This window comes from Roseinatronobacter sp. S2 (assembly GCF_029581395.1).
Lineage (GTDB): Bacteria > Pseudomonadota > Alphaproteobacteria > Rhodobacterales > Rhodobacteraceae > Roseinatronobacter.
Genome location: NZ_CP121113.1, coordinates 672,105 through 691,123, shown reverse-complemented (window position 1 = coordinate 691,123; position 19,019 = coordinate 672,105). Strand labels below are relative to the sequence as shown.

The following is a 19,019-nucleotide window of genomic DNA, read 5'->3' as shown; positions in this document are numbered from 1 at the left end:
TTTTGCAAAAGGCGCAGCATCTGCGCCTTTTTTGCATTCCGGCCTATGCCCACTATATCCCGAATCTCGACCGTGCTGCGCATCTGTCCGATGACACAGTGCATTCCAGCACAAACCGACGCAGTGGATATCAGCACAATTTTTCAGGCGGCCCTGCCCCGGAATGCGGGCGTGACCTGAAACAGACAGGCTTCGATTCTTTGCAGCCCGAAATGCTGTCAAGCACGATGTTCTGTTGCGCGCCGCACGAGCAGATTGCTATGCATACGTCTATGTAAAGAATCTGTCCTGGGGGGGACATCACCATAGGTATGAACCGGCATCGGTCGGGTCTGATGTTGTTGCCGCTTTGTCGGAACCATTCGCTTTTTGTCGCGACATGGTTCCTGCCCCTCCTGACCATGTGAAAACCGCAGTGCGTCCGTCAGGCCGGATGACTGCCTTCTGTTTGAGTAAAAGCTGGCTGTCGGAGTCCGACTGGCCTGCTTATAGTTCTTTGTGTGCGTTGATGGATGGGATGAACAAGAATGCGGGCTGGGGCATAATGATATCAGAACAATGGGCACGGGTTTCGGCGGAGTTGCGGTCAGAAATTGGCGAAAACAATCACAAAAGCTGGATAGAGCCTTTGGAATGCGTAAGCCTGGATGCTGGTGTTGTAGAATTTCGCGCGCCATCACGATTTGTTGGCGACTGGGTGAAGCGCAACTATCAGGATCAGATTTTTCAGCGCCTGCGGTCTGACAATCCGGCGGTTTCGCGCATCGAATTCAATGTGGGCACACAACCGCGCAACAAACCCGCCGCTGCCGCATCACGCCCCGCCGATACGCCTGCTGCGGTCCAGCGCGACACCAACCTTCAGGGCGCGCCGCTGGACGGCAAGTTCAATTTTGACAATTTCGTTGTCGGCAAACCCAACGAGCTGGCCCATGCTGCGGCCCGTCGCGTGGCCGACGGCGGCGATGTTACATTCAACCCGTTGTTTCTGTATGGTGGTGTTGGGCTTGGCAAAACCCACCTGATGCACGCCATAGCCTGGGAATTGCAGGAAAAGCGCCCTGATCTGCAAGTGCTGTATCTGTCGGCAGAACAGTTCATGTATCGGTTTGTTCAGGCGCTGCGCGATCGCCAGATCATGGATTTCAAGAACCTGTTCCGGTCGGTTGATGTGCTGATGGTCGATGATGTGCAGTTCATTGCAGGCAAGGACAGCACGCAGGAAGAATTTTTCCACACGTTTAACGCGCTCGTGGATCAGAACAAGCAGATTGTCATTTCAGCCGACCGCGCCCCCGGCGAGATCAAGGAACTGGAAGACCGCATTTCGTCGCGCATGCAATGGGGTCTGGTCGTGGATTTGCACCCCACAGATTATGAATTGCGCCTTGGCATCTTGCAGCAAAAGGCCGCGCAGTTTGCGCAGACCTATGGGCCAGTGCGCATTGGCGACGGTGTTATCGAATTTCTGGCCCATCGTATCACCACCAATGTGCGTGTTCTGGAAGGGGCGCTTCAGCGGCTCTTTGCGTTTTCCAGTCTGATCGGACAGGAAATCACCATGGATATGGTGCAAGATTGCCTGTCTGATGTCTTGCGCACGTCCGACCGGCGCGTGACCGTCGAAGAAATTCAGCGCAAGGTGGCAGAGCATTTCAACATCCGCCTGTCGGACATGCTTGGCCCCAAACGCACCCGCACCATTGCGCGCCCGCGCCAGATTGCCATGTATCTGGCCAAAGAACTGACATCGCGCAGCCTGCCGGAAATCGGGCGCAGGTTTGGCGGGCGCGATCACACAACCATTTTGCACGGTGTGCGCAAGGTCGAGGAAATGCGCGGTTCGGACAACCAGATGGCCGAAGATATAGACCTGCTGCGCCGCCTGTTGCAAAGCTAAGTGGCAAACACCATAAAAACCCTTGTCCCGCCTTGTTTTTTGGCTAGGCTACGCCTCCCCAAGGCGATAAGTCAGGGGGCAAGGATAGGCGAAGGGACAGGGGTATGAAGATCAGTATCGAACGGGCGATTTTGCTCAAGGCCGTCTCTCAGGCGCAATCAGTGGTGGAACGGCGCAATACGATCCCGATTCTGGCCAATGTCCTGATCGAGGCAGAGGACGCACAAGTCAGCTTCCGCGCCACCGATCTTGATGTGGAAGTCATGGACCGCGCGCCTGCGATGGTTGAACGTGCCGGTTCAACCACTGTATCGGCGGTGATGTTGCACGAAATCATCCGCAAACTGCCCGATGGCGCATTGGTCGAACTGGTGGACGACCCGCGCACGGGACGGCTGCAAATTTCGGCGGGCCGGTCGAACTTCTCATTGGCGACATTGCCGAAAGAGGATTTTCCGGTCATGGCCTCCAGCGAATATTCGGCCAATTTCTCGGCGCTTGCCAAGGATTTGCGCCGCCTGTTCGACAAATCGAAATTCGCAATTTCAACCGAGGAAACGCGCTATTACCTGAACGGTGTCTATATGCATGTCGCCGAAGGTGAAAACGGGCGCGTGCTGCGCTGTGTGGCCACCGATGGCCACCGTCTTGCACGCATTGACGCGCCGCTGCCCGAAGGCGCGGAAAACATGCCCGGTGTCATTGTCCCGCGCAAAACCGTGGGCGAGCTGAAGAAACTGCTGGAAGATGACGACATGCAGATCGCCGTGTCCGTGTCGGAAACCAAGGTGCGCTTTGCCACGCCCGATATTTCGCTGACATCCAAGGTGATTGACGGCACATTCCCCGACTACACACGCGTCATCCCCACCCAGAACACCAAACGGCTGGAAGTGGATGCCAATGAATTCGCGCGCGCCGTGGACCGTGTTGCGACCGTATCATCGGAACGCTCGCGCGCGGTGAAGCTGTCTTTGGAAGAAGACAAGCTGACACTGTCGGTCAACGCCCCCGATTCGGGTGCAGCCGAAGAAGAACTGATCGTGGCTTATGGCGATGAACGGCTGGAAATCGGGTTCAACGCGAAATACCTGCTGGAAATCGCCAGTCAGGTGGACCGTGAAAACGCCGTGTTCCTGTTCAACGCCTCCGGCGATCCGACATTGATGCGCGAAGGCAACGACACCAGCGCAGTGTATGTCGTTATGCCAATGCGGGTGTAAGGCATTCATTCACCCTCATGCCTATTTCATATCATCCTAGGCAGGGCTGCATCGTTCGTGTGGCCTTCGACGAGGCTTTCAAAACGCCCGAAATGGTAAAGCCGCGCCTTTGCGTTGTTGTTTCCAAGCCAATTCAGGCCCGCCCAAATCTTTGCACGGTCATACCTCTCAGCACGACCGCTCCTGATAAAGTCATGCCCTATCATTATCAGTTGTTCATTCCGTTTGAACTTCCAGACCGATGGGCGGCAAAAACATGCTGGGCCAAGTGTGATATGATTTATTCCGCTGGATTTCATCGTATAGATTTATTGAGGCTTGGGAAAGAAAGCGGGCGGCGCGTCTATCAGATCGAGTGTATACCTGCAGAGAGTTTGAAGGATTTGCAGCGGGCGATGCTGCATGGTTTAAGTTTGTCATCCTTGACAAAACACCTCTGATACTCCATGTATAATGCGTCGCGGCTCTGGTATCATCCGCATTAAGACCCCGCTGGGGCCACTGGAGCAGACTGGCGATAGCAAGCCTTGTTCCAGTGCTGACGAAGCCCCGCCCTTGCGGGGCTTTTTCTTGCTGGCATTATCCGGCATTTCTTTCTACCGCTGGGCCATGAGTGTTTACATCCAATCGCTGACACTGTCGCATTTCCGGTCGCACCGGCGCACGCAGATCGCCTTTGATGGCAGGCCGGTGGCGCTGTCCGGTCCCAATGGTGCGGGCAAGACAAATGTGCTGGAAGCGGTGTCGCTGCTGTCGCCCGGGCGCGGGTTGCGGCGCGCCGCATCTGATGACCTGTCGCGCAAGCCAGAATTGCTGGGCTGGAAAATCATTGCCGAACTGTCCACCCCCAACGGGGCGCGCAATATCCAGACATGGGCCGAATCCGGCCAGTCGCGGCAAGTGCGCATTGATGACAAGGCGGCACCGCAGGTCGCGCTCGCCGCCCTGCTGGGCATGGTCTGGCTGACACCGGCCATGGACAGGCTGTGGCTGGAAGGGGCCGAAGGGCGCCGCCGGTTTCTGGACCGCATGGTGCTTAGTTTTCGCCCCGAGCACGCGGCGCAGGTGCTGACCTATGAAAAATCCATGCGTGAACGCAACAAGCTGCTGCGCGACGGGGTGGGCGACGGGGCTTGGTATAGCGCGCTGGAGGCACAGATGGCGCAGGCCGGGGCGCAGATCAGCGCGAACCGGCGCGCGGTCATCGCCAACCTTGCCACGCATGCTGACCATGACAGCCCCTTTCCCGTGGCCGATCTGATGCTTGATTGCAGCGCCCCGCAGGATGAAGGGGAACTGGCGCGCGCCTTGGCGGATGGTCGCCGTCAGGACATGGCAGCAGGGCGCAGCCTGACCGGCCCGCACCGTGCCGATCTGCGCGCCATCTGGGCCGCCAAAGGCATGGAGGCCGCGCAATGCTCCACCGGCGAGCAGAAGGCCATGCTGATTTCCCTGATCCTGTCCAATGCCCGCGCGCTGGCATCAACCGGCACTGTGCCGCTGCTGTTGCTGGATGAAGTGGCCGCCCATCTTGACGCGGACCGCCGTGCCGCGCTTTATGACGCCATATGCAGCTTGCACGTTCAGGCCTTTATGACGGGCACCGGGCGCGAGTTGTTTTCCGATCTGGGCGCACGCGCGCAGCATTTTTCCGTGACGGACGCAGACGGGCGTTCGCACCTTGTCGAAAGCACATCATGACCCTGCCTGTTCAGCGCGTTACCCTGATCACCCTTGGCGTGGACGACCTGCCGCGCGCCCGAGCGTTTTACCAAGCACTTGGCTGGAAACCTGCCGAAGCGCTGGACAGTGTTGCGTTTTATCAAATGAACGGACTGGCGTTAGGGCTGTTCGGGCGCAAGGAACTGGCCGCAGATCAGGGCCGCGCGGGCACCACGCTGGGCACAGGCGCCATAACGCTGGCGCAGAATTTCAACAGCCCGGCCGATGTAGACACCGCCTTTGCCGCTGCACTGGCCGCAGGGGCGCGCGCCCTGAAACACCCCGAACCCGTATTCTGGGGCGGGTATTCCGGCTACTATGCCGACCCTGACGGCCATGTCTGGGAAGTGGCACATAACCCGTTCTGGCCCTTGGCAGATGACGGCACCCTGACCCTGCCGGAGGCACCATGACAATTACCCTGCTGGAATTGCTGTTTTACGCAGGCGCGATTGTCATCCTGTTTCTGACCCCCGGCCCTGTCTGGCTGGCCCTGACGGCGCGCGCCATGTCGGGCGGGGCCGCATCCGCCGCGCCGCTGGCCGTGGGCGTGGCGCTGGGGGATCTGTTGTGGCCGCTGGCCGCAATCTTCGGGCTGACATGGATTTTGACACTTTACGGTGATCTGCTGGAGTTGATGAATTGGGTCGCCGTGGCCATGTTTGTGGTGATGGGGGTGCAGCTTATCCGGCATGCGCATGGCCGCATTGCCGCCGACAGCCGCCTGACACGCCCCGGCCATATGGCGGGGTTTCTGGCGGGTGTAACCGTCATTCTGGCCAACCCCAAGGCGATCTTGTTCTATATGGGCGTGTTGCCCGGCTTTTTTGACCTGACGCGCATCACCACTGCGGATGTGGCGGCAATTCTGGCGGTATCCGCGCTGATACCGATGATGGGTAATCTGGGCATGGCGCTGGCTATTGGAAAACTGCGCAACCTGCTGAAATCAGGCAGGGCACTGGCGCTGACCAACACCATAGCGGGCGCGCTTATGATTTGTGTGGCCATCGGGATCGCACTTACCTGACCACGTCATTGCCCGCGAATAAGCGCTTCCATGTCTATGGGGCGCGCCTCGCCCGCCAGAACGCTGCGATAAACCATCAGCGATTCTGCCACCCGCATGATGTAATTGCGCGTTTCCGCAAATGGCACGCTTTCCACCCATGTCACAAAATCAACTGACGGGTCGCGCGGGTCGCCCAGCCGTTCGATCCACTGGCGCGGACGGCCCGGCCCCGCATTATACCCCGCCGCGACCAAGGCCAGCGACGGGCCGAATTCCGCGCGCAATTCATCCAGATAGGCCGCACCCAGACGCGCATTCAGTTCGGGGTTGCGCGTCAGGTCTGCGGGCTGGAACGGCACACCCAGCTTGCGCGCCATCATCTGCCCCGTGCCGGGCAAAACCTGCATCAAGCCGCGCGCATCAGCGGGGCTGATCACGGCTGCATCAAATTCGCTTTCACGCCGCGCAATGGCCTTGATCAGATCCATCGGCACATCAAACTGCGCCTGCGCAAGGTCGGTCACAGGGAAATAGGCGCGCGGCAACACAATTTCGGACTGAACCGCAATTTTCGCCACGTTCAGGGCAAAATTCGGCTCTCCCAGCGCCAGCATCAGATCTGCCAGGGCACCAAGCTGCGCTTCGGTGTCCAACTGTCGTGCCAGAAACAGCACAAAGCGGCGCGCTTCATACCATTGCCCTGCCTCGCGCAGCAAAAGTGCGGCTTCCAGCAGGTCTGATTGCGCCAGATCGGTATCACGCCAATGCGGGTAATCCGGTGCATCCAGAAGGGCCGTATCCAGTGTCTGGCCCAGATGGCCTGCGGCAAGCTGGCCGTAATAGCTGCTTTGATGTTCGGCGGCGAATTCATAGGCCGCTTGTGCGGAAATCGGGTCATCCAGCGCCTCATGCGCGCGCCCTTCCCAATATCCGGCACGGCCAAGGCTGATGGGGCTGTTCACCCGCACACGCAAGGCGCGAAAATGGCCCAGTGCCGCCTCTGGCCGGTCCAGATACACCAACGCGATGAACCCTGCCAGAAATTCCAGATCGACGAAATGCAGCCCGTCTTCCAGCCCGTGCGGCGTGGCCAGATCATAGGCACGCTGGTAATCGCCGTCGGACATGGCTGTGCGCACCAGAAACACGCGCCGCGCGCCCCATGCATCAGGCTGGCCCAGCCCTGCGGGATGGCGCGATTGCGCCAGCAACAAATCCGCCGCCCCGTCCGCATTGCCCGCCCGCATGCGGAATTCGAACCTGTCGCGCATCAGGCCGGGGTGCTGCGACAGATCATCGGGCACTGCCGCCACCAGCGCATCCACACCCTGCGCCCGGTCCTGCAACGCAATACGCGCGCGGGCAAGGCGCTGCTGCCCTGCATCCAGCCGGTCCAGATGGCGCTGCGCGCCCTGCCGGTCACCGGCCCAAAGCAGCATGTCCACGCGCGCCGCGTCCAACGCCCGCAAGGACTCCCCGAAGGCGCTGTTCAACTGCGCCTCGGCTGACGTGCCAAGGGGCATGGACACCCATAGCTCGCGTGCCATGTCCAATGCTTCGTCCGAACGGTTCAGATTGCGCAGCGCCAATATCCGCGCGACATGGCCATCTTCGGTCAGGGGCGTGCGGTTTTCAAAGAATGCCAGAATTTCCGTCGGGCTGCGATCTTGCAAAAACCCTTCGGCATGGCGCTGCACTGTGTTGATCAGCGGCCAATGCCCGCGCTGATCCAGAAAGGCCAGAAAGTCCGCATACGCCCCCTGCCCGTCGCGCAGGGCCTGCCATGTTATCAAGGCCTGCGCGACCGCGCCGCTGGATGCAGCCATGGCCCGCGCGCCATCCCAGTTTCCAGATGCGGATTCCGCCAGTGCAAGGGCCAGCATTCCCGCCTCTCGTGATGGGGGGGGTGCGGTTTGCGCCTGCGCAGCAGACCCCGCCAGTGACAGGAAACCAGCCAGAATCCAGCCCGAAACACTGGATTTCCGCCACATTCCACCCGACTGCACCATGTCACCAACCTCTTTTCACCTTGAAAATATCTGCCGTTAGTTCTAACCGCCTGTGACACAGTCACAACACACATTTGCGAAAGGCTCGGGTCTGTGGTTGATCCGATACCACCAAAGAGGGAGGCGCGCATGCAGATCAGAGGCTCCATTCCGGCACTGGTCACACCGCTGAAGGACGGCGCGCTTGATCTTGACGCGCTGCATGCGCTGATCGACTGGCAGATTTCCGAAGGGTCGCATGGTCTGGTCCCCGTAGGCACCACCGGCGAAAGCCCCACCCTTAGCCATGATGAACACAAGCGTGTCATTGACGAAGTGGTCAAGGCCGCTGCCGGGCGCGTGCCAGTGATTGCCGGCGCAGGGTCCAACAACACGACAGAGGCGATGGGTTTCATACGCCATGCCGAAAAATCAGGGGCCGATGCCGCGCTGGTTGTGACACCCTATTACAACAAACCCACGCAAGAAGGACTGATTGCCCATTTCAAGGCGCTGCATGATTGCAGTGACCTGCCGATCATCATCTACAACATTCCCGGCCGTTCGGTCGTGGACATGTCCCCCGAAACCATGGGCAGGCTTGCAGAACTGCCGCGCATCATCGGGGTCAAGGATGCGACCGGCAAACTGGAACGTGTCAGCCTGCAACGCATGACATGCGGGCCGGATTTCATCCAGCTGTCGGGTGAAGATGCCACAGCGCCGGGCTTCAACGCGCAAGGTGGCGTCGGCTGCATTTCGGTCACCGCCAATGTGGCGCCGCGCCTGTGCGCGCAGTTCCAGCAAGCCAGCCTGTCGGGCGACCATGCGCGCGCGCTGGAAATCCATGACATGCTGATGCCGCTGCATGTCGCCATTTTTGCCGAACCCGGTCTGGTGGGGGCAAAATACGGGCTGTCGCGTCTGGGCCGCTGCCGCGAAGATGTGCGCCTGCCGCTTCTGGGCCTGACCGATGAAACCAAAAAACTGATGGATGCAGCCATGCGCCACGCAGGGCTTGTCAACTAACGCGCCATTGGGCCGGATCTGATCCGCATTATGATGCCCTTGGTGCAGGAAATTGCGCCAGGGGACTGTCGGACGTTCCGGTCCCACGGGCCAAATTCTATCAAAGCTTGCGCAAAAGCAGGTGCAACATGTATACATAGCGTGGCAATGCAGTGGTATAGACGTGTATACCTAACGGGGGTGTAGAAAATGGACGCACAGACCGGCACATCGACACACGCCCAGCGCGCCCTGATTACCTTGCGCCAACGCATTCTTAGCGGCCAGCTGCCGGGCGGAACCCGATTGTTCGAAGTCGCGCTGGCCGAAGAACTTGCCATTTCCCGCACCCCCATCCGCGCGGCCCTGTCACAACTGGCCGAAGAAACCCTGCTGGAACGCGCCAAGGGTGGCGGGTTTGTTGTGCGCAGCTTCAGACTGGCTGATGTGGTGGACACAATCGATTTGCGCGGGGTTCTGGAAGGAACCGCCGCGCGCTATGCGGCTGAACGCGGGGCCGATGCTGCGCTGCTGGATCGCGCGCATAAGGTGCTACACGGGATTGATGCTGTTGTATCGGATCAAAGCATTGATATGGATGCATATTCCGCGCTGAACAGCGAATTTCATCTGCTTCTGGCCAGGATGAGCGGAAGTGACATTCTGCAACGCGAAATTGCGCGGGTAACGGCACTGCCCTTCGCCTCTCCCTCGGCGTTTCTGGATGATCACACGCGGATCGACACATTGCAAAAGACGCTTGGGTCTGCCCAAGATCAACACCGCGCCATCATTGATGCGATTGAAAATCGCGAAAGCGGGCGCGCCGAATCACTGGCCCGCGAACATGCGCGCGCGGCGCGCCGAAACGTGGAATACCTGCTTTCGCACGAAGCGGCCTTGCGCGAGGGCGTCGCCAGTCTGGCGCTTTTGTCCAGTTAGAACCGACTGCTGTATACATCTACGCATAAAAACTGGCCTGATCCGGCGGTTTCTGCTTGCATATTCAGCCATTTCTTTTAGTTTCATGTATACATCATGTTTCTGGGAGGGTTTCAGATGACTCAAAGTCTTGCCACCAAAATGGCAGCCGCCGGCAATCCGGTGCAAATGCTGCGCGATTCGAAAGTCGGGATGTATGTCTACCCCGTCGTCGCGCCCGAATTTTCCAACTGGCGGGTAGAACAGGAAGCATGGCGCAAGTCAGCCGTGCTGTTTGACCAAAGCCACCACATGGACGAACTGATCGTCGAGGGGCCACAGGCAACCGAATTCCTGTCCCATCACGGCATCAACAACTTCGCCAATTTCGACCTGAACCGTGCCAAGCACTACGTTCCTGTCACCCCCAATGGCCATGTCATTGGTGACCACATCATTTTCCGCGAACGTGAAGACAAATACATCCTTGTCGGCCGCGCGCCGACATCGAACTGGCTGATGTTCTGCGCCGCGCATGGCAACTGGAACGTGCGCCTGCGCTATGACCCGCGCAGCCCGTCGCGCCCCGAAGGCGAGCGTGTCCTGCGTGAACATTACCGCTTTCAGATCCAAGGGCCGGACGCGCCGAAAATCTTTGAAAAGATGAATGGCGGCCCGGTTCAGGACATCAAGTTCTTCCATGTTGACTGGATCAATGTCGGGTCGAAAAAGGTGCAGGCGCTGCGTCACGGCATGTCCGGCGCGCCGGGTCTGGAAATCTGGGGTCCGTATAAGGACAAGGATTACATCCACTCGACCATCCTGCAAGCTGCACGCGATGCAGGTGTGAATCTGGTGCAATGCGGCAGCCGCGCCTATTCCACCAACACACTGGAATCAGGCTGGATTCCATCGCCCCTGCCCGGCATCTACACAGGCGACGGCATGTTGGCCGACTACCGCGACTGGCTGGGCGCTGACAGCTATGAAGCGTCTGGCGCAATCGGCGGCAGCTTCGTTTCCGACAATATCGAAGATTACTACGTCAACCCGTTCGAGTTGGGCTATGATTTCTATATCGGTTGGAAAAAACCCGACTTTATCGGCAAATCCGCACTGGAAGCGATGAAAGGGTCGGCGTCGAACCGCAAGAAGGTCACGTTTGAATGGAACCGCGAAGATGTGCTGAAGGTCATCGCCTCTGCGTTCGATCAGGGCACGCCTTACAAATGGATCGACTTCCCGCAGCCGAACTACGCATCGTCCAGCGCAGATATGGTCATGCATGGCGACAAGATGGTCGGCATGTCCATGTTCAACGGCTACAGCTTCAATGAACGCTGTGTGCTTAGCCTTGGTGTGGTGGACCAATCCGTTCAGGTCGGCGATGTGCTAACCATGAAATGGGGCGAGCCTGAACCAACCGGCAAGACCTCGACCGAGGAGCATAAGCAGACCGAAATTCGTGTGCGGGTGTCGCCGACACCTTATGCAAGTGAAGCACGCGAAAACTATGCGGATAGCTGGCGTTCCAAAAGCAGCTAACCCCCCCCCCCGACAGACCGGCGCCCGACGGCGCCGGTCACTTTTTCTATTCCGAACATGACAGGACGCCCCATGACCCGCATTCTGCTGATACCGGGCCTTGTATGCGATGCCCATGTCTGGGACGCCACGCAACACGCACTGGATGATCTGCCCATATCGGTGGCCGATGTCACCACGCAGGCCAGCATTCCCGACATGGCACACGATCTTCTGGCCCGTCATGGCGGCCCGCTGGTTGTTGTCGGCCATTCCATGGGCGGGCGCGTTGCCATGGAAATGGCGCGCATGGCCCCCGAACGCATTCGCGCCATGGCGCTTTTGAACACCGGCATGCACCCCCGCAAGGATGGCGAGCAGGCAAAGCGCCAGTCCATGATCGATCTGGCCTATGCGCAAGGCATGGACGGGCTGGCCCAAGCATGGTTGCCCGGCATGATGGCCGAAGGGCTGACGCCTGATCCTGCCGTCATGAACGGGCTGACGCGCATGGTTTGCCGCATGACACCTGAAATTCACGAGCGCCAGATGCGCGCGCTTATGGACCGCCCCGATGCCAGCGCGACCATTGGTGCCTATACAGCGCCATTGCTGTTGATGGTCGGGCGTCAGGACCAATGGTCGCCCATCGCACAACACGAAGCGATTGCGCAGCTTTGCCCACAGGCACGGCTGGAAATCATCGAAGATGCCGGCCACTTCGCCCCTGTCGAGCAGCCCGCCGCCGTGGCCGGATTGCTGGCCGGATGGGTCCGCAGCCTGAAACCACTTATTCAAGAGGCAACCCAATGACCGACCCGGACCGCATTCCCGAAACCCCGCTGTTTGACCGCCCCCGCAGCAATTCAGGCTACGCGCTGAACAAGATGGCCATGGGCCTTAGCACCCCTGACGGGCGCGCGGCATTTATCGCGGATGAAGACGCCTATCTGGACCGTTTCGCCCTGACACCCGCGCAGCGCGCGGCGGTCAAAGCCCGCGACTGGGCGGAAATGGTGCGGCTGGGCGGCAACCTGTTCTACATTCTGAAAATTTCCGCCGTCGACCCGACGCCCATTCGTGAAATCGGCGCGGCGCAGGCGGGAATGGGTTTGCAGGAATTTCTGGACACACGATTGGGGAAAGTCACCAATGGCTGAATTGCTTGCCGGGCTGGGCACCAGCCATGTTCCCTCCATCGCGGCGGCGCTGGACAAGGGGTTGCGCAACAGTGACGAATGGAAGCCGTTTTTCGATGGCTATGTGCCGGCGCAGAAATGGGTTGCGGACCATAAGCCCGATATTGCGGTGGTGATCTATAATGACCACGGCAATTCCTTCTTTCTGGACCGTGTGCCGACACTCGCGCTTGGGGTGTCCGAGAATTATCGCCCTGCGGATGAAGGCTGGGGGCCGCGTCCGGTGCCGGATTTTCAGGGCGCGGACGCGTTTGCCTGGCACTTGGCCGATCGCATGGTCGAGGGGCATTTCGACCCCCTGATCTGCCGCGAACTGGACGTGGATCACGGGCTGCAAGTCCCGATGGAGCTGACATTCGGCAGGCCGGATGCGTGGCCGGTCAAGGTTGTGCCCATTTTGATCAATACAATCCAGTATCCGATACCCACACCACAACGCATGTGGGATCTGGGGCGCCTGTTGCGCCGCGCTATTGAAAGCTATCCGACGGATGAAAAAGTGCTGGTCATGGGCACCGGCGGGCTGTCGCATCAGTTGCAGGGCGCACGCGCAGGGTTCATCAACCCGACCGCCGACCGCGAATGGATTGCGCGCATCGGGTCCAACCCCGAACGCTACCGCACCATGTCCCGCGAAGATTACGTCGAGGAGTTCGGGTCCGAGGGCGCAGAGCTTATCATGTGGCTGGTCATGCGCGGGTGTATGGATGACACCGTCACCACATTGTTCGACCATTATTTCGCGCCCGCATCCATGACCGGCGCAGGCATGGTTTTGCTGGAGAATACGCGCTGATGTTCTTTCTGATGATCTGCAAGCACAATGACGGTCCAATGGTGGCCGCATTGCGCGACGAATTGCGCCCGCAACATCGCGACTGGGTCGCGTCCGGCGGGGATGGTCTGGCGGTGGTGCTGACGGGCAGTGCGCTTTGGAATGACGCGGGCCAGGGAATTGGCAATTTCGGCATTTTACAGGCCGATAGCGCAGAAAATGCCCGCGCCTTTGCCGAAGGGGACCCGTTTGCCAAGGGCGGCGTGGTGCGCGACATCACCCTGACACGGCTGGCCGATACATTCCGCGCCGACCGCATTACGCCCCTGACCGTCGGATGAGGCCAGCGCCAAGGCTTGATCGCGTCAGGCGGACACGCAAGGCTGGTTGATACTGGCCTGAAGGGGACATCAGGAAAGCGCCCAAGGCGCGGAATCAAGGGCGCAGCCCGCCGCGCCATCGGTGGGCCGTCCCGCGGCCTGCCGATTTGGCTGATGACAGGCCAAGCCTTTGATCTTGGGAGTATGCCGCCTGCATAAAGTGAACTTCACTGGCGTCGGATCGGCAGACCCCGGCCCACCGCTGGCGCGGGCTTAGTCCCCGCGCGAATGACCGCAAAAGGCCATAAACCGGCCATTCAACCAGATCTGAACAAACCCGTATCACAAGCTGAAATCAAGGCCGTGTGCGCACATCGATCAAGGCCGCGCCCTTGCGCGCGCGAATATGGACCAGCGCCTTTTGCAACGCATCGGCGAATTGCGCGTGGTCCGCAGCCTTCATGGCCAACGCACGGGACGCTTGCGCGACCATCGTAAAATCGGGGCTGGGCGCAAGGCCCGTCAGCGGCACCTGATTGGCGCGTGCGGCATAGCCATCAGGATACAGGCCTACCACCGATTGCCGCACCGCACCCCATTCATTGTTGTTCAGCACCACAATCAGAATGGACAGGTTCAGCGCCTCTGCAATCTGGTGACAGACCACAGGATTTGCGAACATATATGTCCCGTCCCCCATCGTGGCGACAACAAGCCTGTCGGGCGCGGCCAGTTGCAACCCCATGGCCGCTGGCAACGACCAGCCAAGCCCGCCCGCATGGGGTTCTTGATACCACGCCTGCGCATGGGTCAGACGCATGGATGCCATCGGGCAGCCCAGTTCGGAAAAGACGGTCGCATCATCGCCTTGCAGGGCATCCGACACCATGCGCGCGATCTGGTCCTTGGTCATGCCCTGCGCGTCATCGGGCGCGGCGGCCACAAGGGCTGCGTTGCGCGCCGCCCGATTGCTGGCGGCGATGTCATCAAACCGCGCGGCCACGCCAGCGTCCGGTGCATGCGATGCCAAGGCCCGCTCCAACGCCAGAAGCGCTGGCGCCACATCGCTGGACAGGGCCATATCCGCGCGGAAATTGCGAATTGGCGTGCGTTGTGACAACGGGTTCGGACCAATCTGCACCACCTTTGCGTCCGCGTGCGGTTCATGTGCGGCGGGCATCCATGGTGCCAGCGTATCCAGACAGATCACCAGATCGGCGCGCGCCAGCAGGGGGCCGCCATCTGCGGGGGCCGCCATCGGGTGGTCGGTCGCAAGCGCAAGCTGGTTGGCCCAGTACTGGCACACAGGAATCGCCCAGTCCCGCGCCATCCTGTCCAGCGCGGCAAAGCCTTGCGCGTTGCCTGCACCACGCTGCGCGAAGATCACAGGAAATTTTGCCTGCGCAATCAACCGGGCCAGTTCGGCAATGTCATCCGGGGCGGCATGCGCGCCATGTGCCCGCATCCTGGGCGGGGCATCCACCCCTTCAGTGGGGCAGGGTTCGCACAGCACTTCGCGCGGCAGCGACACATAAACCGGACCGCGCGGCGTGGATGATGCGATGGCGTGCGCCCTGTCCACAAGATCGGGCACCTGTTCGGGAAAGCGTAATTCATAATCCCATTTGGTGGCTTCGCGCACCAGCGATGTCTGGTCGCGCATTTCCTGCCCCCAGCCAATGGGCACCGTCCGCGCCCCGAAACGGCCCTTTTCAACAGTCGGCGTGCGGCCCGAAAACAGCAGGATCGGCACATGTTCCACATAGGCATTCAGCGCCCCGATGGCGCAATTCGCAAGGCCCACATCCGTATGCGCGATGACCGCCTGTGCCCGCCCCGTGGCCAGATAATACCCGTGCGCCATACCCATGGCAGCATGTTCATGCGGGATCGTCAGCGCATGAGGCAGTGGCATGCCCTTGGCGGTGGCTTCTGCAAGCCCCTCGATGATGGGTGGAAAATCCGTGCCGGAATTTGCAAAAATATAATCGACGCCCACGGATTTCAGCCGCGCCAGCAGCGCAGCCCCTGCCGAAACTTGCGGCTTATGCATGACATTCTCCCTTTGTTATGCGGGGGGCGCGCGTGCGATACGCGCTCGCCCCGCTTGATCCGGACATCCCAAACTCAGGCGATGCCCAGCAAATACACCACGACAGGCAGGGTCGCAAAACTGCACAGCGTGGCCACCAGCAAGCCATATGCACTCAACTGCCCCTGCCCCGCTTTTGCCCCCAAAAGCGGGAAGATTGTGATCATCGGCATGGCCGCGAACAACACCGCCCCCATCGCCATCATCCCGCCGATGCCGGAAACAAGGCCCGTCGCCCCCCATACCGTCAGCGGGTGCAATACCAGCTTGCCCGCGACCATAAGCCCCACCACCGTCACCCGCCCCTGCGCGGGCAGGCTTGCCAGCATTCCCCCGATCACCAGCAGCGCCAGCGGGCCGGAAATACGCGCCAGAAATGCCAGCGTGTCACGGGCAAGTTCTGGCAGTTCAATGCCCGCAAACGATATTGCCAACCCGACAAGCAATGCGATCAGCAGCGGGTTGCGCAGCAGATCCGACATAATCTTGCGCCGCGTCTGCTGCACATCACCCTGTGCCGCCAGCGCAATCAGCAAAAGAGCCAGCGGCAGAATCAGGACATTCTCGACGATCATGCAATGCGCCAGAATCAATGTGGCCAGCTCCGCGCCCATCAGCGCCTGTCCGATGGGCAACCCCATGAAGCCGCTATTGGCCATGGACACGGCCAACCCCACAACCGCAGTCACTGTCCGTGACAACCCCAGAACATACCGCGCAATGGCCATGCAGATCAGCATCGTCCCCAGCGATCCCGCCGCATAAGCCAGCAAGAACCCGGTGTTCAGCGCGCCTTGTGCGGGCGTTCCGGCCAGTGCCAGCAAAATCAACGCGGGCAGCGCAATGCGGATGACCACAGTGCCCAATGGCTGCACCGTTGCGGGATCAAGATAGCGGGTGCGTATGGCCACAAACCCCAATCCGATGACCGCAAAAACAGGCAGGAATATCTCAATCAGGGTCATTGCCGGGCTATCCAGTTGATTGGGTCAGAACAGGGTTTCAATCAGTATTTTTGCTGCAATCACCCCCAGAACAACCAACATGGTGATGTCAAACACCTTGGGCGATGTTCTGCGCCCCAGCCATGTGCCCAGCGGCATGAACACAAAAACGATGCCCAGCGCCACAAACCCCATGGCCAGCCGTTCGCCCGTCAATATCCCCACACTCCAAAGTGCGGGGATCTGGGCCGCGGTCATGGCAACAAAGAAAATGGATACGGTTCCGATAAATGCCTCTCTCGGCAGGCGCATGGCATTCAGATAGGTAATCGATGCTGGTGCGGAAATTCCGGTGGCCCCTTGCAACAGGCCACCCAATGTTCCCGCAACACCGCTGAAACGGTCCGCTGTCGCGCGCCCCAGAACCCAGCCCGGTTTGGCCAGCCGTAGCGTGATATATCCCATCACGGAAAATGCGACCAGCAACGATAATGTTTCCTGTGGCAACGACGCCAGCAGGTATGTCCCCAATACGACACCAATCATTCCACCGCCCGCAAACAGCACCAGAAAGCGCCGCGACAGGGCCTTGTCGCGATAGGCCCATGCCTGCCAGACATTGCTTAGCAAATTAGGGACGACCAGAATCGCCACGGCTGTTTGCACCCCGAACACCATTGTCAGGGCGGGTGCCGCAATGATGGGAACACCTGCCCCGATTGCACCTTTCATGATGCCACCCAAGGCCACAGCCAGGATCGCCAGCACGATACTTAACACAAACTCCCCCCCAATGGCATGATCCAGACACAAGATCATATGGCCGCGCAGGGATTGCAAGCCTGCATGACGCACGAATAACCCGCTTTTATTCTATGATGTGTGAAAGATTATTTTTATTATATACAATAGGATAATCATTCTTCCAAGAAAGCATAACAAGTTATCATTGCATTTTCCTTATGCCTGGGTGCAGGTTTGAATTTTGCAATGTCTGGTTTCTGCAAGATCTGGTTTCTGCAAGACGGGGGGGGGACAGGATGAAAGCGCGCGAAGGTGTTGTCGAAGACATATCCGCAATCATGCTGCCGAACCTGCGGCACCTGCGGCTTCTTGATGTGGCTGTCAGTGAAAGTTCTTTGACCGCTGCGGCCAACAAGGTGCATATATCGCAACCCGCAGCATCACAGGCCGTCGCGAAACTGTCCGAAGTGTTTGGTGCCCGCCTGATAGAGCGGTCGGGGAACAATGTCACCGCCACACCAGAAGGCGAAATTGTCGTCAAGCGTGCCCGCAGGGCGCTGGAGCATCTGCGCGCCACCGGGCCCGCCCTGAAGGGGCGCAAAGCGACCGACCGCGCACAGGCGGGGGACATGCTGGTGCGCTTTGCCAGCACGGCGCAACTCAGGGCGGTATCTGCATTCGCCACATCGGGCAGTTTTGCGGCGGCCGCCCGAAAACTGGGACAAGCCGAATCCTCGGTGCAGCGCGCATGTCGCGACATTGAACGCATTGCAGGCCAGCCCCTGTTTGAAGGCGGGCAACGAAAGCGCACCCTGACGGCGGCGGGGCAACGGCTGGCCGAACAAGCAAGCCTTGCGCTGAATGAAATAACGCTGGCGCAGGCGGAACTGCGCGAACGTGCAGGCGTGTTCGACAGCCATCTGGTGATCGGTGCCCTGCCGCTTGCGCGCACGCAGCTTGTTCCGCGCGCGGTGGTGAACCTGATGGCCCGCCACCCCGCTGCGCGAATCGAAATTATTGATGGCGCGTATGATGCACTGGTTCAGCAAATGCGGCTTGGCGCGTGCGACTTCATCATCGGGGCATTGCGCGGGGCCGATAGGGCAAAAGGACTGGAGGAACGCGCGTTGTTCAAGGATTCGCTGTGCATCGTGGCCCGTGCAGGGCATCCGCTGGCGGGGTGCAATCTTCAGGGCGCCGATCTGGCGCGTTTTCCATGGATACTGCCGCGACGCGATGCACCCGCCCGCCATGTTTTTGAACGGCTTTCAGCGCAGCACGGGCTGGAAGACCCCGCGCGGGGCCATGTCGAGACAGGCTCGCTTGTGGTTGTGCGCGGCTTGCTTATGGACTCTGACGCGCTGACACTGATTTCCCTTAGCCAGATCGAATATGAATACACGCAGGGCTTGTTGGTGCCGCTGGATTTCGCGCTGGAAGATGCGCACAGGGTCATTGGAATCACATCACTAAGTTCAGCCCTGCCCAACCGGTTACAACGGAATTTTCTGGAATTTCTTCAGGAATCATCGACACGCATCAAGACACAAAAAAGATAGCGGATTGCGTTGGGCTTATGACTTTATTGTGAAATCAATGACCCTTGAGCATCGCTATATTTGAAATCTGCTTTAACTTATGCATACA

General features: G+C 59.6%; 18 protein-coding genes. 14 read left to right on the top strand and 4 right to left on the bottom strand.

The window, feature by feature from the left end:
• Positions 1-544: 544 nt before the first annotated feature.
• From dnaA to P8S53_RS03200, 6 genes are all read left to right on the top strand, one after another.
• The gene (gene dnaA, locus P8S53_RS03225; RefSeq protein ID WP_306417864.1) at positions 545-1,900 is read left to right on the top strand and encodes a chromosomal replication initiator protein DnaA; all 1,356 of its coding nucleotides are present in this window, start codon (positions 545-547) and stop codon (positions 1,898-1,900) included.
• A 104-nt stretch (positions 1,901-2,004) separates the two neighbouring features.
• Positions 2,005-3,123, top strand: a complete 1,119-nt coding sequence (gene dnaN / locus P8S53_RS03220; protein ID WP_277805727.1) for a DNA polymerase III subunit beta — start codon at positions 2,005-2,007, stop codon at positions 3,121-3,123.
• Positions 3,124-3,140: 17 nt separating this feature from the next.
• Positions 3,141-3,563, top strand: coding sequence for a type II toxin-antitoxin system PemK/MazF family toxin (locus tag P8S53_RS03215; protein WP_277805726.1), 423 nt, complete (start codon positions 3,141-3,143; stop codon positions 3,561-3,563).
• Between the two features lie 169 nt (positions 3,564-3,732).
• Positions 3,733-4,824 (top strand): DNA replication/repair protein RecF, encoded by a 1,092-nt coding sequence (gene recF, locus P8S53_RS03210; RefSeq protein WP_306417863.1) that lies wholly within the window; start codon positions 3,733-3,735, stop codon positions 4,822-4,824.
• Between the two features lie 2 nt (positions 4,825-4,826).
• A complete protein-coding gene (locus tag P8S53_RS03205) occupies positions 4,827-5,258 on the top strand; it encodes a VOC family protein (protein WP_306417862.1) in 432 nt (143 codons plus the stop codon).
• Positions 5,255-5,875, top strand: coding sequence for a LysE family translocator (locus P8S53_RS03200; protein ID WP_277805723.1), 621 nt, complete (start codon positions 5,255-5,257; stop codon positions 5,873-5,875). The genes P8S53_RS03205 and P8S53_RS03200 overlap by 4 nt, the downstream gene beginning before the upstream one ends.
• Before the next feature lie 5 nt (positions 5,876-5,880).
• On the opposite strand, the gene P8S53_RS03195 is transcribed toward P8S53_RS03200, so the two are convergent.
• A complete protein-coding gene (locus P8S53_RS03195) occupies positions 5,881-7,866 on the bottom strand; it encodes a lytic transglycosylase domain-containing protein (protein WP_277805722.1) in 1,986 nt (661 codons plus the stop codon).
• Positions 7,867-7,995: 129 nt separating this feature from the next.
• On the opposite strand from P8S53_RS03195, the gene dapA reads away from it, so the two are divergent.
• The 7 genes from dapA to P8S53_RS03160 all read left to right on the top strand — a co-directional run bounded on the left by dapA (position 7,996) and on the right by P8S53_RS03160 (position 13,613).
• On the top strand, positions 7,996-8,874 hold the full coding sequence (gene dapA, locus P8S53_RS03190; RefSeq protein ID WP_277805721.1) for a 4-hydroxy-tetrahydrodipicolinate synthase: 879 nt from the start codon (positions 7,996-7,998) through the stop codon (positions 8,872-8,874).
• Positions 8,875-9,063: 189 nt separating this feature from the next.
• Positions 9,064-9,795, top strand: coding sequence for a GntR family transcriptional regulator (locus P8S53_RS03185; RefSeq protein WP_277805720.1), 732 nt, complete (start codon positions 9,064-9,066; stop codon positions 9,793-9,795).
• A 117-nt stretch (positions 9,796-9,912) separates the two neighbouring features.
• Complete coding sequence (locus P8S53_RS03180) at positions 9,913-11,319, top strand: aminomethyltransferase family protein (RefSeq protein ID WP_277805719.1); 1,407 nt, start codon at positions 9,913-9,915, stop codon at positions 11,317-11,319.
• A gap of 72 nt (positions 11,320-11,391) precedes the next feature.
• Positions 11,392-12,111 (top strand): alpha/beta fold hydrolase, encoded by a 720-nt coding sequence (locus P8S53_RS03175; RefSeq protein ID WP_373418508.1) that lies wholly within the window; start codon positions 11,392-11,394, stop codon positions 12,109-12,111.
• Positions 12,108-12,458 carry a protocatechuate 3,4-dioxygenase gene (locus P8S53_RS03170; protein WP_277805718.1) on the top strand — a complete coding sequence of 117 codons (351 nt, stop codon included), beginning with the start codon at positions 12,108-12,110 and terminating at the stop codon, positions 12,456-12,458. The genes P8S53_RS03175 and P8S53_RS03170 overlap by 4 nt, the downstream gene beginning before the upstream one ends.
• Positions 12,451-13,293 (top strand): class III extradiol dioxygenase family protein, encoded by an 843-nt coding sequence (locus tag P8S53_RS03165; RefSeq protein ID WP_277805717.1) that lies wholly within the window; start codon positions 12,451-12,453, stop codon positions 13,291-13,293. The genes P8S53_RS03170 and P8S53_RS03165 overlap by 8 nt, the downstream gene beginning before the upstream one ends.
• Complete coding sequence (locus P8S53_RS03160) at positions 13,293-13,613, top strand: YciI family protein (RefSeq protein ID WP_277805716.1); 321 nt, start codon at positions 13,293-13,295, stop codon at positions 13,611-13,613. Before P8S53_RS03165 ends, P8S53_RS03160 begins: the two co-directional genes overlap by 1 nt.
• A gap of 334 nt (positions 13,614-13,947) precedes the next feature.
• On the opposite strand, the gene P8S53_RS03155 is transcribed toward P8S53_RS03160, so the two are convergent.
• From P8S53_RS03155 to P8S53_RS03145, 3 genes are all read right to left on the bottom strand, one after another.
• Positions 13,948-15,645 (bottom strand): thiamine pyrophosphate-requiring protein, encoded by a 1,698-nt coding sequence (locus P8S53_RS03155; RefSeq protein ID WP_277805715.1) that lies wholly within the window; start codon positions 15,643-15,645, stop codon positions 13,948-13,950.
• A 74-nt stretch (positions 15,646-15,719) separates the two neighbouring features.
• Positions 15,720-16,649 (bottom strand): AEC family transporter, encoded by a 930-nt coding sequence (locus P8S53_RS03150; RefSeq protein ID WP_277805714.1) that lies wholly within the window; start codon positions 16,647-16,649, stop codon positions 15,720-15,722.
• A gap of 24 nt (positions 16,650-16,673) precedes the next feature.
• Entirely contained in the window at positions 16,674-17,483 is an 810-nt protein-coding gene (locus tag P8S53_RS03145) for a sulfite exporter TauE/SafE family protein (protein WP_277805713.1), read from the bottom strand.
• A gap of 185 nt (positions 17,484-17,668) precedes the next feature.
• On the opposite strand from P8S53_RS03145, the gene P8S53_RS03140 reads away from it, so the two are divergent.
• Entirely contained in the window at positions 17,669-18,931 is a 1,263-nt protein-coding gene (locus P8S53_RS03140; RefSeq protein ID WP_277805712.1) for a LysR family transcriptional regulator, read from the top strand.
• Positions 18,932-19,019 lie beyond the last annotated feature (88 nt).